Raw genomic sequence first — 13,680 nt, 5'->3', positions numbered from 1 at the left:
GGAGGACGACCATGGACCCGACCGTCCTCGCCTGGGCGCTGGCACAACCTGCTGGCACCCGCGCGGCTGTGCTGGCCGCCGCCTTCACCGGCGGCACGACCCGCGTAACCTTCGACGGCCGGACAGTGGAGTACCGCTCGCTGGATGAGTTAGGCCGCGCGCTGTCGGTGCTGCACGCCGCGGAGAACGCCGCCGCACGCCGGCCCAGCGCGACCTTCGCCAGCTTCTCGCGCGAGGGAACCAGGTGATGGGGCGTCTCCGCGATGCCTGGCAGGCGTTCCGCGGCTATGCCGCAGCCCAAGATAGCCGCGCCTCCTCCTGGGCGGCGTCCGGCGGCAGCGCGACCGCCGAGGTCGGTGCAGCCGCACCCACCGTGGCGCGCCGCGCCCGTGACGCAGTCCGCAATGACCCCTACGCCGCCCGCATCGTCGATCTCTGGACTGGCAATGCCGTCGGCGCGGGGATCACCACCCGCTGGCCGGACAAGCCGCATGCCGAGGCCTGGCGGCGCTGGTCTGACAGCACCGCCTGCGACGCCGAGGGCAGGCTCGACCTCTATGGCATCCAGGCGCTGGTGATGCGCGCCGTGGTGGAAAGCGGCGAATGTTTCGTCCGGCTGCTGCCGGCCGACATCACGCCGGCGAATCCCATCGGGCTCCGTCTCCAGGTGCTGGAGAGCGACCACCTCGACACGGCACGTCAGGGCGTCATCGACGGCGTCCCCACCCTGCAGGGCATTGGGCTCGGCGAGGCCGGAGAGCCGGTCGGCTACTGGCTGCACCGCGTGCATCCGGGCGCGTCCTGGGTCTTGCCCGGCGGTGCCACTTGGCTGGGCAGCCAGCGCGTCCCCGCCCGCGATGTCCTGCACATCTATCGCAAGCGCCGGCCCGGCCAACTCCGCGACGTGTCCTGGCTGGCCCCGGTGCTGACCCGCCTCCGCGATCTCGGGGATTACGAGGCCGCGCTGCTGATGAAGGCCAAGATCGAGGCCTGCCTGGCCGCGGTCGTCTCCGAGGATGGCGATGACGCCATGACTGGCCCGGCGTCGGGCCTGCTGCGCGACGCGCAGGGCCGCACCGTCGAGAGCTTCGAGCCCGGCATGATCCTCTATCGCCGCGGTATGGGGTCCGTGGAGGTGGTGAATCCCTCCGGCGGCGGATCGCACGCTGCTTTCGCGCGGCGCGCGCTGGAGGCTTCCGCGGTCGGCACCGGCCTGACCTATGACCAGGTCGCGGGCGACCTGACTCAGGCGAACTACTCCTCGCTTCGGGCCGGCAAGATCGAGTTCCGTCGCCTCTGCGAGCAGGTCCAGTACGGCATGCTGATCCCGATGCTGGTGCGGCCGATCGCCGATCGCTTCCATGCGCAGGGCGCGCTGCTCGGGCTGTGGGGCGCCGAGGTGCCGGACGGCCTGTCGCACGTCCCGCCAGCACACGAGATGATCGACCCGCTGAAGGACACCACGGCGCTGATCGCCCAGGTCCGCGCCGGCTTCGTGCCGCAGCCCGAGGCGGTCGGCGCCTTCGGCTACGACTTCCGCCAGGTGGTCGAGATGATCCGCGAGGCCAATGCCCTGCTGGATGAGGCGGGCCTGTCGCTCGACAGCGATCCGCGCCGCGTCGCGAAGTCCGGCGCCGCCCAGGACGCCGCGCAACTCGCCGCCATCGAAATCGCCGCCACCGGCGCCGCCTCGCCGCGTGCCGAGCCTGCCCCAGGAGCACAGCCATGATCGCAGGCGCCTACGACTGGACCGACGACATGCTCAAGATCAAGAGCATGCAGAAGAAGTTCCGCGACAGCTTCAACGGTACCGAGATCAACCCGGCGCGGTGGGAGATCGCGGCGACCGGCGGCGGCATCACCCACACCGTGGCCGATGGCGCGGTCACCATCTCCACCGGCACCATGCTCGACGATGAGCTGACGCTCACCAGCCGCACCACCTTCACCATCCCGCTGCGGGTCATGGTGGCGGTGAACATGAGCCAGCGCATCGTCGGCCAGTCGGTCTGGCTCGAGCTGGTCAGCATCGATCCGACCACGGCGCAGCCGGACGGCCGCAGCGCGGCGGCCTGGCGGCTGGACGGGGCCAGCGCGACGCTCGCGAATTACGAAGTCCAGAGCGAGGGCGCGCCGCGCCTCGGCAGCACCTCCGGCAGCACCATCCCGACCACGGCCCCGGCCGGCTGGTCCGTGCTGGAGCTCGAGCCGACCAACGACGAATGCTACTTCCACGGCCGGCTGCTCGACACCACGGCAGCGCGCTCGAACTCCTATGTCCGGCACCAGCAGATTCCGGAACCCAATGCGCTGTATCGCTTTCGGATCCGCGTGCGGAACCGGCAGTTCATTAGCGGCATCTCGGCGGTGGCGAACAATGGCGGTGGCGCGGTGCGCATCACGCGCGCGGCGCATGGCTTTGTCACCAATGACGTGGTCACGGTCGCTGATGTCTCCGGCGTCCCCGGCGCGAATGGGACCTTCACCATCACGGTGATCGACGCGAACAGCTTCGATCTGGTCGGCTCGACCTTCACCGGCGCCTACCTGAACACCGGCTGGGCCTCGGTCTCGCGCAATCTCGCACCCGCCTCGAACACGGACATCAAGGTCCAGTTCGTCACCATCGCGGACTATGCCGAGCTGACGACGGAAATCACGGCCGGCCGCGGCCAGTCGGTTGCGGGCCAGGGGCTGGGCGTGAACGTCCTAAGCACCATCGCGCCGTCCGTCACGCCGGTGGGCGGCCAGGCCCGCAACACCAGCGGTGCGCTGCCGGTGCTGGCCGCCACCGGCTACTCGGCCAACCCGGTCGCCGTCACCACGGCACGCGGCGTGGATCTCCTGGCGACGCTGATCGGCGCGCTGGTGACCAAGCCCTACGCGATCCCCGAAGCCGACTGGCAGTACGCCGCTGCCGCGGGTGGGATCATCAACACCACCGACGTGGTGCTCCGGGCGGCGGCGGCGGCCGGCATCCGGAACTACGTGACCTCGATCGATATCCGCAATGCACACGCGACAGTGGCAACGGAGGTGGTGATCAAGGACGGCGCCACGGTGATCTGGCGCCAGCTGCTGCCGGCGGCGATGGCGGCCCCGGTCGAGATCACCTTCCCGACGCCGCTACGCGGCACCGCCGCCACGGCGATGAACGTCGCCTGCATCACCACCGGCGCGCAGGTCTACATCAACGCGCAGGGCTTCGCCGCGCCGTAACGGCGCCGCCCAGGAGCACATCTCATGACCGAGCCGATCGAGCCGTGCGGGGACCTCCCCGCGCCGGAGCAGGAACCTGCGCCCGATCGACTGCCCACCGCTGGGCAATCGATCGTAGCCTGCCGCGCCCTGGCGGCGCCCGTCACCGTCAATCGCGCAGCCCGCACCGTCGAGGTGGTATGGAGCACCGGCGCGCGGGCCCGCAATTTCGTGCCGCCCTATGGGCCGATCCTCGAAGAGCTCGACATGCGGCCAGAGGCGGTGCGCATGGACTCGCTCCGCTCCGGTCGCGCGCCTGTGCTGGACACGCATCGCCGTGCCGGGACGCGTGACGTGCTGGGCCGCGTCACCGCCGCCCGCCTCGAGGCCGGTCGTGGCTACGCCACCCTGCAATTCAGCGGCGCCGATGACGTCGAGCCGGTCTGGCAGCGCGTCGCCGACGGCACGCTGCAGTCCGTCAGCGTCGGCTATCGCGTTCATCGCTATGAGCCCCGGCCCGACGCCGCCACCGGCCAGACCATCCACCGCGCGGTGGATTGGGAGCCCTACGAGATCTCGATCGTGCCGGTGCCGGTGGACGGCTTGGCCGTGATCCGTGGCGAGGGGGATCAGGGCACCTCCGCCACCGCCATCGAACCTGCCCTGACCATCCCCGAGGAACCACCCATGCCCGAGACGACGCCGGCTTCGCCGGATCCCGCGCCGGCGCCGCCCGCGCCGCCCAGCACCCCGCCCCAGGAGAGCCCCGTGACCACTACCGCCCCGCCGGAACCCACCCGCGCAGCCCCGCCCACGCCTGACCTGGAGGCCATCCGCGCCGAGGCGGACCGCGCCGCCGTCGAGCGCATCGCCGCCTATGAGCCGGTGCTGGCCGCCGCCCGCGGCCTGGTGACCCCCGACATGCTCGACGCCATGCGCGAGGCCGCCATCCGCGACCGCATCTCGCCCGAGGTGTTGCGCGGTCGTCTCTGGGACGCCTTCGCCCAGAGCGCGCCGCGGCCCTCCCTGCCGGCGCGCCCGGAGACCGGCCCCGGCCAGGACGACCCGGCCAGCCTGCTCGACGCCATGGCCGAGGCGCTCGCCGCCCGCTCCATGCCCGGCTACCAGGCGCCCAGCAGCGGTCCCGGCGCCGGCCGCCACGTTGAATTCATGGGCTGGCGCCCCTCCGACATGATGGGCGAACTGCTCCGCGCCCGGGGCGAGCGGAACATCCCCCGCAACCCGACCATCCTCGCCGAGCGCGCCTTCCACACCACCTCCGACTTCCCCGCGCTGCTCTCGGCCGCGGCCAACAAGATGCTGCTCGCGGCCTATGCCCCGGCGCAGCCGACCTATCGCACGCTGTTCCTCCGCCGCGATTTTCGGGACTTCAAGCCGCACCGCCACCTGCGCGTGGGGGATTTCCCCAACCTCGTGGCGCTGTCCGAGAACGGCGAGATCCAGGCCGGCACCATGTCGGAAAGCCAGGAGCTGGTGTTCCTGCAGACCTTCGCGCGCCGCATCCGTGTGACGCGGCAGATGCTGGTCAACGACGACCTCGGCGCCTTCACCGACTTCGCCTCCATGATCGGCCGGCGCGTGGCCGATTTCGAGAACGCGACGGCCTATGCGCTGGTGAACAGTGCCAACGGCGATGGCCCGACGCTCATCACCGGCAATGCCGCGGTCTTCGGGACGGCCGCGGCGCGCGCCAACAAGGCGGGTGCCGGCACGCTGCTCGACCTGCCGAACCTGGCGCTCGGCCGTGCCGCCGTGATGCGGCAGCGGACGCTCGACGGCCTGCCCATCGCGGTGGGCGCGCAGATGCGCCTGCTGGTCGGGCCGAACCAGGAGCTCGCGGCGCGGCAGCTGACGGTAAGCGTCGCCGCGACGCAGACCTCGAACGCGAACGTCTATGCCGGCTTCGTCCAGCCGCTGGTCGAGCCGCTGATCCCGGCCAACCGCTGGTACCTCTTCTCCGATCCCTTCTCGGCCCCCGTCTACGTCTACGGCTATCTGAACGGCGCCGAGGGACCGCAGGTCACCACCGGCAATGTCCAGGGCGTGGATGGCGTCGAGGTCTCGGTGATCTTCGACTTCGGCGTCGGCGCCATCGATTGGCGCGGCGCCTGGTTCAACCCGGGCACCTGATCCCGGCTCCCCCTTCCATCGTGAACCTATGCAGAGGGCGCCCCACCGGGCGCCTTCTGCGTTTCTGGAGCTCCCATCCCCATGCGCAACTACGTCCAGCCGGGCAACAGCCTGGCCATCGCCGTGCCCTATGCGGGCGGCATCCTCTCCGGCCAGGGCGTCCTCGTCGGCGCGCTCTTCGGTGTCGCCGCCATCGACGGCGCGCAGAACGCCATCATCGAGGCCGCCACCCAGGGCGTGTTCGACATCACCAAGGAGCCCGCGCTCGCCATCACCGCCGGGGCGCGCGTCTTCTGGGACAACACCAACCGGCGCATCACGACCACCGCCACGGGCAACTTCCAGGTCGGCATCGCCAGCCTGGCGGCGCTCGCCGCGGACACCACCGTCCGGGTGTGGCTCAACCGCGTGCCGGCGGTCGGCACGTGAGCATCGATCCGAAGGCCACGCGGGGCTATCGCAACCGCAACCCGGGGAACATCGAGCACGTCCCCGCCAACAAATGGCAGGGGCTGGCCGATCCGCCGTCGGATGGGCGGTTCTGCCGCTTCACCAGCCATGAGTTCGGCATCCGCGCGCTTGCCGCCCTGTTGGTCACCTACCAGGACCGGCACAAGCTGCGGACGCCGCGCGCGATCATCGAGCGCTGGGCGCCGAAGGTGGAGAACGACACCGCGGCCTACATCGCCGTGGTGGCGCGGCGGATTGGCATCGGGCCGGATGATGCGATCGACCTGCATCGGCACGACCACCTGCGCCCGCCGATCGAGGCGATCATCCATCATGAATGCGGCGGGCTGACCTATCCGGCCGGCGTGATCGACCGGGCACTCACGCTCGCCGGCGTGCCGCCCGCCGCGCCGGTGACCCTGCGCGAGGTGGCGGCAGCAACGGGCACCGGCCGCGGCGCGGTGCTGGTGGGTGCGGCCGGCATCGCCACCGCGGTGGCGCAGGCCGCCCCCGCCATTCAGGCGCTGGGCACGCTGGCGCCCGCCGTCGCCATCGCGGTCATCGCGGCGGCAGTGGTCGGCGTGCTCGCCTGGCGGCTGCGGCGGCCAGCATGAGCGCCTTCGCCGCGGCCATGGACGCGCTGGTCGCGGATCCGAACATCGGCACGGAGGCGAGCTATCGCGCGGGTGGGACCGGGGCGCCGGTCCTGCTCCGCGTGGTGCGCTCGGCGCCGGATCGGCTGGGCGACGCCTTCGGCACCAGCGTCATCCAGGCCAGCGACGTGCTGACCGTCGCCATCGCCGTGCTGCCCAGCGTCGGGGCGGACGACACCTTCACCCTCGGCGCCGACACCCTGACCGTCCAGCACGCCGAGCGCGACGCGGCCGGCATCGCCTGGCGCGTCTTCTGCCGCCGATAGGAGCACCGCCATGATCGACCCCGAACGCATCGGCGGCATTGTCGGTGAGGCGCTGCTTGCCGGCGCCCTGGGTGCGCTCGGGGCGATGGCGCGCTTCTCCTCCGCCGACAGGCCACTGCTGACCCGCGCCTATCTGCTGCACGCGCTGGCCGGCGGCAGCCTCGGCACCGGCGCCTGGCTCATCGCCCATGCCTTCGAGCTCGACGGCTGGTGGCTGTTCGCCGTCGCGTGGCTGGCCGGCACGCTCGGCTATGCCGCGCTGCACGATCTGCTGCTGCGCATTCTCAGCCGCAAGTTCGGCGGGCGCTGATCCATGCGGCTCGGCGCCAGCATCGTGGGCGATCTGCGCAAGGTGCTGGCTGACGAGGTGCGCGCCGGCGAGCGCGCAGCCATGACCGCGATCCGCGCTGAGACCGAGCAGGTGAAGGCCGAGCTGCGCCGGCAGGTCACCACCGCCTTCTCGGGCAACGCGCGCGGTATCGCCAATGCCTGGCGGTCGATGATCTTCCCGCGGTCCGGGCAGTCGCTGCGGCCGGCGGGGCTGGTCTTCACCAAGGTGCCGAACGTCATCGACGCCTTCGAGCGTGGCGCGCTGATCCGCGCCAAGGGTGGCGGGAAGTTCCTCGCCATCCCGACCGGCTTCAATGCGGCGCGTGGCCGCCGGGGGCGCGGCGAGAAGGGCATGCGGGTCACGCCGGCGCAGATGGTCGCCTCCGGCCAGGCCTTCCTGCGGCCGTTCAAGTCAGGCCGTGGCTTCGTCTGGTGCCTGCCGCTGCGCCAGGGCGAGCAGACCGGGCGGCGGCGCAGGACCCGTCTCGTGGCTGGCGGCGTCACGGAAGTCGGCACCGCCAACCGCAAGGGGCGCGAGGCCTGGGCCCGCGGCCTCCTGGAGCAGGCGATGGTGCCGATGTTCCTCCTCCTGCCCCAGGTGAAGCTTGCCAAGCAGCTCGATGTGCGCGGCGCGGCGGAGCGCGGGCTGCGTCGCCTGCCGGGCCGCTTCGTAGCGGCCTGGGAGCGCGAGAGCGGGAGGGCAGGATGAGCGCGCGCGAGACCGCCATTGCGGCGCTGCACAGCCGGCTCGTCACGTCTCTGGCGGCCAGGAACCCGGCGCCGGTCGTGCTGCGCGGAGAGACCATCCCGCAGCGCATTCCTGCTGGCGGGCTGGTACTGGTCCGAGATGGCGAGACGGTGGAGGAAACGCCGATCCTTTCCCCGCTCGCCTGGCAGATCGAGCATCGTGCTGAGGTCGAGATCACCGTCGCCGGCGCCACTCCCGCCGCCCGCAACACCCTGCTCGACGCGCTGCTGGTCGATGTCGCCGCGGCCATCACCGCCAACCGCACCCTCGGCGGCGCCGTCGAATGGACGCAGCCCGGCAGCGTCGCCTTCGAGGATGTCGAGTTCGAGGGTGCCGCCGCGGCCCGCGCCGCCGCCATCCCCGTCACCCTCTGGTTCACCGTTGCCGGCTCGCCGCTGGCCTGATCCCCATCCAGGAGAAAGCCCATGCCTCGTGCCATCGGCGCGAATTGCCGCCTGCTCATGCTGCCCGAGACCGTCTACGGGACGGCGCCCGGCAGCAACTGGCGGCGCATGCCGTTCCTGTCCTGCGACCTGGGCGCGGAGCAGCCGCTACTCGATGCCGACGTCATCGGCGTCGGCAGCAACCGGGATCCCGCCGCGCCCTTCCTCGACACGGTGACGGTCGCCGGCCAGGCGGTGGTGCCGGTCGACCTGATCAACATCGGCCACTGGCTGCGGCTGCTGCTCGGTGCGCCGACCACCAACGGTACCATCAACTTCATCCACACCTTCGGCTCGGGCGCGGCCTCGCTGCCCAGCAATGCGATGGAGATCGGCTATCCTGACGTGCCGAGCTTCGACGTCTGCACAGGCGTGCGCGCCGACACGCTGGAGATGGACTTCACGCCTACCGGTGCCGCGACGGCCACCTTCGGGCTGCTCGGCCAGGGCTCGGTGCGCACCGGCGCCACGTCAGGCGGGACGCCCACCAGCGCGGCCTATACCGCCTTCAACAAGGCCCAGGGATCGATCACGCGCAGCAGCGTGGCGCTGGCGCAGGTGACCGGCGCGCGGCTCACCTATGCCAACGGGATGGAGGCGGTGCGCACCATCCGCGCCGATCGTCGCGTCGAGGGCGTGGATCCCGGCATCGCGCGTTGCACCGGCCAGATCACGGCGCGCTTCGAGAACACGACGCTGCTCGCCCAGGCGCAGGCCGGCACCTCGGCGGAATTCGCGCTGGCCTTCACCATCGACGCCAACCGCAGCCTGACCATCACGCTGCACGAGGTCTATCTGGCGCTGGCCAAGACACCGATCGAGGGGCCGGCCGGCGTGGAGGCAAGCTTCGATTTCAGGGCAGCGTTCAACGCGACTGCGACGCGAATGATGACGGCGGTGCTGCGGAACCAGCAGGCGGGGACGGAGTACGCGTGACGCTCGTGGCGTCGCCGGTATGTGCCAAAATGCGAAGCCTCCTGGTTCAGGGGTAATCGTCATCCTTGGATCACATGCCGTGCGGCGTCCGCTCAGCGTTGAGCAACTGCCTCCCGCGCGGCAGCGGCCTTCGCGGCGCCCTTGCGCCATAGCTTGACCGACGAGGCCAGCAGGATGGCGCCGAGTACGATCTTCAACGCGTCGACCGGAATAAAGGGCAGCAGTGCGGCCCCTGCCATCGCGCCGAGGATCGACCCGGTCGCCATTGGCGCAGCGACCCCACGCAAGACCGCGCGGTCGCGGTAGCCACCGGCTCGGGCATGGCGCAGCACGCCGACGGCCACGGCGGGCAGGCTGACCATGAGGCTCGCGGAACCTGCCGCGCGTATGTCGAGGCCGAAGCCGAAGATCAGCGTCGGGATGATGAGTTCGCCCCCCGCCACGCCGAGCAGCGAGGAGACGAGGCCGATGACCGCCCCGGCGACGGCGCCCGCCGGGGCGCGCCACCAACCGCCGGGCTCCGCCCCGAGGTGCAGCGCCTCTCCCGCGATAGCTTCGACAAGGAGCAGCGTGCCGATGCCGGCCAGCAGCACGGCGATGACGCGCGTCAGCCGGACGGCGTCGATCCGCGTGAGCAATCCGGCGCCGAACCACGCCGCTGTCATCGCAGCAAGGGTGAGCGCGGCGATCTCCGGGGCGTGCGGCCAGAGGTCCGGCGCCGTGCCAAAGCCGAGCCTGGCCACCGCGGAGGCGCCGAGGGTGACGAGGCTGACCAGCAAGTTCAACCGCACCGCCTGGTGCGCCGCCAGCGCAAAGACGCCAAGCAGGACCGGTAGCCGGAACTCCGCACCGCCGAGGCCGATCAGTCCGCCCAGAGTACCGATGGCGGCCCCCCAGCCGAGCGCGGAGAGTGACGAGGTTCTCATGCGGCGCTGCGTCGTGCCATGGCGTCACCTCAGGCCCGGCGCGGACGCGCGGCGAACGCCACGGCGCCCTCGACAGGGCCGAGCCGGCCGTGCCGGGTCTGGTTCGACGGACTGCGTCGGACCATGGGGCTCTCCTGTCGCTATCTTTCTCTGTAGATAGCGGTCGGTGGCTGCTGCCTGCAACTGGCGGCGGTGGCGCCTCTGCCGACACCGTGGTTCCCTCGCCCGATGGGGGCGAAGCGAAGCAGTAGGGAGAAGGGCGCGCGCCGGGCGCTAACGCTGCGCCTCGCGCTCGGTGAGGGTGTGGCGCTCGGGCCCGGCAAGGCGGATTTGCTGGCCGGCATCCGCGACGCGGGCTCCATCGCCGCGGCTGGGCGGCAGATGGGGATGAGCTACCAACGTGCCCACGACCTCGTGGCGGCGCTGAACGCCGACTTCCGGGAGCCCCTGGTGGCGACCGCGATGGGCGGGACAGGCGGCGGCGGGGCACGGCTCACACCGCTCGGCGAGGAGGTGCTGCGCGCCTACCGCGATGCGGAGGCCGCCGCCGAGACAGCCGTGGCGGACCGACTTGCCTGGCTGCGCAGCGCGCTGGCGCGGCGGGACTGAGGCCGCACCAGCAATAGCCGACATCTCGGCGGCAGCTTCGCCGAGCGGACAAGACCCAAGCGGAACAACGGAGAATCGCATGCTCACCCTCGACCTCCCGGTCGAGCCATACTGGCTCGACCTGCCGCGCGGCGTCCGCGTGGAAATCCGGCCCGTCACCACCGCAGTGATGGCCGCCGCCCAGGCCGGCTCGGCCCGCCGTCTCGGCGCGCTGCGGGCCTCGGAGGCGGACCTCGACCCCGACATGGCCCGCGGCCTGGCCTTCGCCTTCCTGGTCAAGGCGCTGGCCCGCCACGCCGTCACCGCCTGGGAGGGCGTTGGCGACGCCGCCGGCAAGCCACTGCCGCTCTCGCCTGAGGCCGTCGAGCGGCTCATGGACATGGACGAGATGGCCGCAGCCTTCTGGGATCGCGCCACCGGACCGGTTGCCGCCGTGGCCCTGGAGGGAAACGGCTGAGGGCTCGGGCCGAGTGGCACTTCGGCCAGGGCCCTGACTACTGCCGCGGCTGCGCGGCGCTCGATCGCGACTGCGGCCTCGCCTGTCCCTACACCGCCCACGCCCCCGCCAGCGTCGAGGGCGCCGCGTGCTGGGCGGCCGGCACCACCTGCGCCGCGGCGACCATGGCGGGCCTCGATCTCGACATGCCCGCGGCGCTCGCCACCGCCCGCGAGATGGGCGCGACCGGGTGGGCCGCGGCGGAACTGCTGCTGGCCCTGCGCATGGGCCTCGCCGCCGGCAGCGCTGCGCGGCGCACTGATCCCCCCGGGTCCTGACTACCACACTGACGCAGGAGGCATGACGCATGGCGGATAGCACGCGCCGCGTCTCCGTCCGCCTGTCGCTGGACGACGCCGCCCGGGTCAAGCAGGAGCTGCGCGAGGTTGGTGAGACCGGGAGCCGCAGCCTGGAGCGCATCCAGGGCGGTGCCGACCGCGCCTCCCGCGCGCTCGACCTGCTCGACGTCGCCGTGCGCGGCGTGCAGATCGCCGGCCTCGCCGCCGGGCTGCGTGCGGTGGTGGTCGCCGGGGACGCGCTCACCCAGTCCATGGGCCGGCTGAACACCGCGCTGGGCTCGGTCGAGCGCGCCGGCGAGATCTACGACCGGCTCTACCGCGACAGCCTGCAGACCGGCGTCGCCGTGCGCGAGAGCGTGGACGCGTTCGCGCGCTTCTCGATCGCCGCCCGCGAGATCGGCGCCACCTCCGACCAGGTCGCCACGCTGGTCGGCGGGCTGCAGCGCATAGCCATCGCGTCCGGCGCCAGCCAGCAGGAGATCGCCTCCAGCACGCAGCAGCTCGCCCAGGCGCTGGCGTCGGGCACGCTGCAGGGCGATGAGCTGCGGTCGATCCTCGAAGGCCTGCCGACGCTGGCGCAGGCGCTGGCCCGCGAGCTCGGCGTTTCCATCGGCGAACTGCGCAAGCTCGGCTCCGAGGGCAAGCTCACCGCCGACACGGTGTTTCCGGCGCTGCTGCGCGCCGTCGAGCGGCTGAATGGTGAGTTCGAGCGCGCGCCGCTGTCCGTCGGCCGCGCCTTCGGGCAGCTGACCGCCGCCGCCGACCAGTTCCTGGCCCGGCTGGACCAGGCGATCGGCCTGTCCAACGCGCTGGCCCGGGCCCTGTCGGGTGCCGCCCGCGTTCTGGACGGCGTGCGCCGCGGCTCAGGCCTGCTGCTGCCCTCTGAGCAGGAGGCCGATCGCCGTGCCCAGGCCGAGGCCCTACGCGCCCAGATCGCTAGGTTGGAGGCAGAGAGCCAGGGTGACAGCCTCCGCTCCCAGCCCCGGCGCGGCTCGATCCGCGGAGGCTTGGTGGGGACCGCGCAGCAGCAGGCCGGCGTCGACCGCGCTGCCCGGCTGGAGGAACTGCGGCGGCAGTACCAGGAACTCCAGGAGGAGATCACCCGCGGCGAGGCGGCCGCCGGCGAGCGGCAGCGCACCGAGCAGGAGGGCGCCGCCGCCCAGGCCGCCGAGGCCCGCCGCCGCCGCACCGCCGCTGATGCCGAGGAACTGCGCAAGGCTCTCGACGACCGCTTCCGGATCAACAGCGAGTACGAGGACCGCGTCCGCCGCCTGCGCGAGGCCGAGGCCGCGGGTGGCATCACCGCCGCCGACCGCACCCGCCTCGAAACCCTGGCGCTGCGCGAGCGCGACGAGGCGCTGCGCCGCATCGAGGGCACCACCCGCCGCGTGGCATCCATCCCGCGCCCCGACCGCGAGGCCGAGCGCGAGATCAACGACATCATCCGTGAGCGCGAGCGGCTGATCCAGAACAACGAGAACGCCCAGGAGCGCTACACTCGCCGCCTGGAAACCCTCGGCCGCCTGGTCGAACGCTCCGAGCGCATCGGCCGGCCCATCCCCGACGAGACGGTCTCGCGCGAAGCCAATGCCGCGCTGGAGGAGCTGGAGCGCAGCCAGCAGCGCGTGCAGCAGGCGACCGAGCGCACCAGCAACACCGCGCGGGAGTTGGGCCTGACCTTCTCCTCTGCCTTCGAGGACGCGATCATCAAGGGCGAGAGTTTCTCGAAGGTGCTGCAGGGCATCCTGCAGGACATCGCCCGCATCGTCGTCCGCCGCACCATCACCGAGCCGCTCGGCACAGCGGTGACCTCCAGCCTCAGTGGCTTTGACTTCGGCTCGATCTTCTCGGGGCTGGGTTCGGCGCTGGGTGGGCTATTCCGCGCGGAGGGCGGGCCGGTGGCGGGCGGGCAGCCCTATATCGTCGGTGAGCGCGGGCCCGAATGGTTCGTGCCGAACCGCAGCGGCACCGTGCTGCCCAACGGCATGGCGCCGGGCGGTCCGGTGATCAACCAGAGCATCACCATCGATGCCCGCGGCGCGGATGCCGGTGTCGAGGCGCGGCTGCGCGTGCTCTCGGCGCAGATCGTGCGGCAGGCCAGTGCCGCGACGCTCGACGCCATCCGCCGCGGCGGCAGCGCCACCTCCATCGTGCGGGGTTAGGCCAAGGAGGGCG

16 protein-coding genes are annotated in these 13,680 nt (G+C 72.0%); 15 read left to right on the top strand and 1 reads right to left on the bottom strand.

The genetic code is table 11. The features are described 5' to 3' along the window. Positions 1 to 11: 11 nt before the first annotated feature. The 11 genes from ACI6QG_RS10030 (at position 12) to ACI6QG_RS09980 (ending at position 9,175) form a co-directional block, all read left to right on the top strand. Entirely contained in the window at positions 12 to 248 is a 237-nt protein-coding gene (locus tag ACI6QG_RS10030; protein ID WP_407024412.1) for a phage head-tail joining protein, read from the top strand. After that, the gene (locus tag ACI6QG_RS10025) at positions 248 to 1,729 is read left to right on the top strand and encodes a phage portal protein (protein ID WP_407024411.1); all 1,482 of its coding nucleotides are present in this window, start codon (positions 248 to 250) and stop codon (positions 1,727 to 1,729) included. The genes ACI6QG_RS10030 and ACI6QG_RS10025 overlap by 1 nt, the downstream gene beginning before the upstream one ends. Next, positions 1,726 to 3,219: a hypothetical protein gene (locus ACI6QG_RS10020; RefSeq protein WP_407024410.1), complete on the top strand. Its 1,494-nt coding sequence runs from the start codon at positions 1,726 to 1,728 to the stop codon at positions 3,217 to 3,219. Before ACI6QG_RS10025 ends, ACI6QG_RS10020 begins: the two co-directional genes overlap by 4 nt. A 24-nt stretch (positions 3,220 to 3,243) precedes the next feature. Continuing rightward, the gene (locus ACI6QG_RS10015) at positions 3,244 to 5,349 is read left to right on the top strand and encodes a prohead protease/major capsid protein fusion protein (protein WP_407024409.1); all 2,106 of its coding nucleotides are present in this window, start codon (positions 3,244 to 3,246) and stop codon (positions 5,347 to 5,349) included. 81 nt (positions 5,350 to 5,430) lie between these two features. Beyond that, positions 5,431 to 5,778 carry a DUF2190 family protein gene (locus ACI6QG_RS10010; protein ID WP_407024408.1) on the top strand — a complete coding sequence of 116 codons (348 nt, stop codon included), beginning with the start codon at positions 5,431 to 5,433 and terminating at the stop codon, positions 5,776 to 5,778. Beyond that, entirely contained in the window at positions 5,775 to 6,413 is a 639-nt protein-coding gene (locus ACI6QG_RS10005; RefSeq protein ID WP_407024407.1) for a structural protein, read from the top strand. Before ACI6QG_RS10010 ends, ACI6QG_RS10005 begins: the two co-directional genes overlap by 4 nt. Next, positions 6,410 to 6,718: a head-tail joining protein gene (locus tag ACI6QG_RS10000; RefSeq protein WP_407024406.1), complete on the top strand. Its 309-nt coding sequence runs from the start codon at positions 6,410 to 6,412 to the stop codon at positions 6,716 to 6,718. Before ACI6QG_RS10005 ends, ACI6QG_RS10000 begins: the two co-directional genes overlap by 4 nt. Before the next feature lie 10 nt (positions 6,719 to 6,728). Further along, positions 6,729 to 7,028, top strand: coding sequence for a hypothetical protein (locus tag ACI6QG_RS09995; protein ID WP_407024405.1), 300 nt, complete (start codon positions 6,729 to 6,731; stop codon positions 7,026 to 7,028). A gap of 3 nt (positions 7,029 to 7,031) precedes the next feature. Continuing rightward, positions 7,032 to 7,757 (top strand): DUF6441 family protein, encoded by a 726-nt coding sequence (locus ACI6QG_RS09990; RefSeq protein WP_407024404.1) that lies wholly within the window; start codon positions 7,032 to 7,034, stop codon positions 7,755 to 7,757. Continuing rightward, positions 7,754 to 8,200 (top strand): hypothetical protein, encoded by a 447-nt coding sequence (locus ACI6QG_RS09985; RefSeq protein WP_407024403.1) that lies wholly within the window; start codon positions 7,754 to 7,756, stop codon positions 8,198 to 8,200. Before ACI6QG_RS09990 ends, ACI6QG_RS09985 begins: the two co-directional genes overlap by 4 nt. Positions 8,201 to 8,221: 21 nt before the next feature. Then, on the top strand, positions 8,222 to 9,175 hold the full coding sequence (locus ACI6QG_RS09980) for a phage tail tube protein (RefSeq protein ID WP_407024402.1): 954 nt from the start codon (positions 8,222 to 8,224) through the stop codon (positions 9,173 to 9,175). 92 nt (positions 9,176 to 9,267) lie between these two features. Here ACI6QG_RS09980 and ACI6QG_RS09975 read toward each other — a convergent pair whose 3' ends face one another. Then, positions 9,268 to 10,101: a sulfite exporter TauE/SafE family protein gene (locus ACI6QG_RS09975; protein ID WP_407024401.1), complete on the bottom strand. Its 834-nt coding sequence runs from the start codon at positions 10,099 to 10,101 to the stop codon at positions 9,268 to 9,270. Between the two features lie 228 nt (positions 10,102 to 10,329). On the opposite strand from ACI6QG_RS09975, the gene ACI6QG_RS09970 reads away from it, so the two are divergent. From ACI6QG_RS09970 to ACI6QG_RS09955, 4 genes are all read left to right on the top strand, one after another. Continuing rightward, complete coding sequence (locus ACI6QG_RS09970; protein ID WP_407024400.1) at positions 10,330 to 10,710, top strand: winged helix-turn-helix domain-containing protein; 381 nt, start codon at positions 10,330 to 10,332, stop codon at positions 10,708 to 10,710. A gap of 79 nt (positions 10,711 to 10,789) precedes the next feature. After that, the gene (locus tag ACI6QG_RS09965; RefSeq protein ID WP_318647669.1) at positions 10,790 to 11,167 is read left to right on the top strand and encodes a phage-derived protein YdaY family protein; all 378 of its coding nucleotides are present in this window, start codon (positions 10,790 to 10,792) and stop codon (positions 11,165 to 11,167) included. A gap of 164 nt (positions 11,168 to 11,331) precedes the next feature. After that, positions 11,332 to 11,484 (top strand): hypothetical protein, encoded by a 153-nt coding sequence (locus ACI6QG_RS09960; RefSeq protein WP_407024399.1) that lies wholly within the window; start codon positions 11,332 to 11,334, stop codon positions 11,482 to 11,484. A gap of 29 nt (positions 11,485 to 11,513) precedes the next feature. After that, positions 11,514 to 13,667, top strand: a complete 2,154-nt coding sequence (locus tag ACI6QG_RS09955) for a tape measure protein (protein ID WP_407024398.1) — start codon at positions 11,514 to 11,516, stop codon at positions 13,665 to 13,667. Positions 13,668 to 13,680 lie beyond the last annotated feature (13 nt).

This window comes from Sabulicella flocculans (assembly GCF_045449635.1).
In the GTDB taxonomy this organism is placed as follows: Bacteria; Pseudomonadota; Alphaproteobacteria; order Acetobacterales; family Acetobacteraceae; genus Roseococcus.
The sequence above is the reverse complement of the archived record's forward strand: the minus strand, read 5'-3'. Positions and strand labels throughout refer to the sequence as shown.

Excerpts from the sequence above, each read along its gene's own strand:
- ACI6QG_RS09980 (WP_407024402.1), top strand. The coding sequence starts at position 8,222 with ATGCCTCGTGCCATCGGCGCGAATTGCCGCCTGCTCATGCTGCCCGAG.
- ACI6QG_RS09960 (WP_407024399.1), top strand. The coding sequence starts at position 11,332 with ATGGCGGGCCTCGATCTCGACATGCCCGCGGCGCTCGCCACCGCCCGC.
- ACI6QG_RS09995 (WP_407024405.1), top strand. The coding sequence starts at position 6,729 with ATGATCGACCCCGAACGCATCGGCGGCATTGTCGGTGAGGCGCTGCTT.
- ACI6QG_RS10015 (WP_407024409.1), top strand. The coding sequence starts at position 3,244 with ATGACCGAGCCGATCGAGCCGTGCGGGGACCTCCCCGCGCCGGAGCAG.
- ACI6QG_RS10025 (WP_407024411.1), top strand. The coding sequence starts at position 248 with ATGGGGCGTCTCCGCGATGCCTGGCAGGCGTTCCGCGGCTATGCCGCA.
- ACI6QG_RS10030 (WP_407024412.1), top strand. The coding sequence starts at position 12 with ATGGACCCGACCGTCCTCGCCTGGGCGCTGGCACAACCTGCTGGCACC.
- ACI6QG_RS09970 (WP_407024400.1), top strand. The coding sequence starts at position 10,330 with ATGGGGGCGAAGCGAAGCAGTAGGGAGAAGGGCGCGCGCCGGGCGCTA.
- ACI6QG_RS09965 (WP_318647669.1), top strand. The coding sequence starts at position 10,790 with ATGCTCACCCTCGACCTCCCGGTCGAGCCATACTGGCTCGACCTGCCG.
- ACI6QG_RS09975 (WP_407024401.1), bottom strand. The coding sequence starts at position 10,101 with ATGAGAACCTCGTCACTCTCCGCGCTCGGCTGGGGGGCCGCCATCGGT.
- ACI6QG_RS10000 (WP_407024406.1), top strand. The coding sequence starts at position 6,410 with ATGAGCGCCTTCGCCGCGGCCATGGACGCGCTGGTCGCGGATCCGAAC.
- ACI6QG_RS09990 (WP_407024404.1), top strand. The coding sequence starts at position 7,032 with ATGCGGCTCGGCGCCAGCATCGTGGGCGATCTGCGCAAGGTGCTGGCT.
- ACI6QG_RS09955 (WP_407024398.1), top strand. The coding sequence starts at position 11,514 with ATGGCGGATAGCACGCGCCGCGTCTCCGTCCGCCTGTCGCTGGACGAC.
- ACI6QG_RS09985 (WP_407024403.1), top strand. The coding sequence starts at position 7,754 with ATGAGCGCGCGCGAGACCGCCATTGCGGCGCTGCACAGCCGGCTCGTC.
- ACI6QG_RS10010 (WP_407024408.1), top strand. The coding sequence starts at position 5,431 with ATGCGCAACTACGTCCAGCCGGGCAACAGCCTGGCCATCGCCGTGCCC.
- ACI6QG_RS10020 (WP_407024410.1), top strand. The coding sequence starts at position 1,726 with ATGATCGCAGGCGCCTACGACTGGACCGACGACATGCTCAAGATCAAG.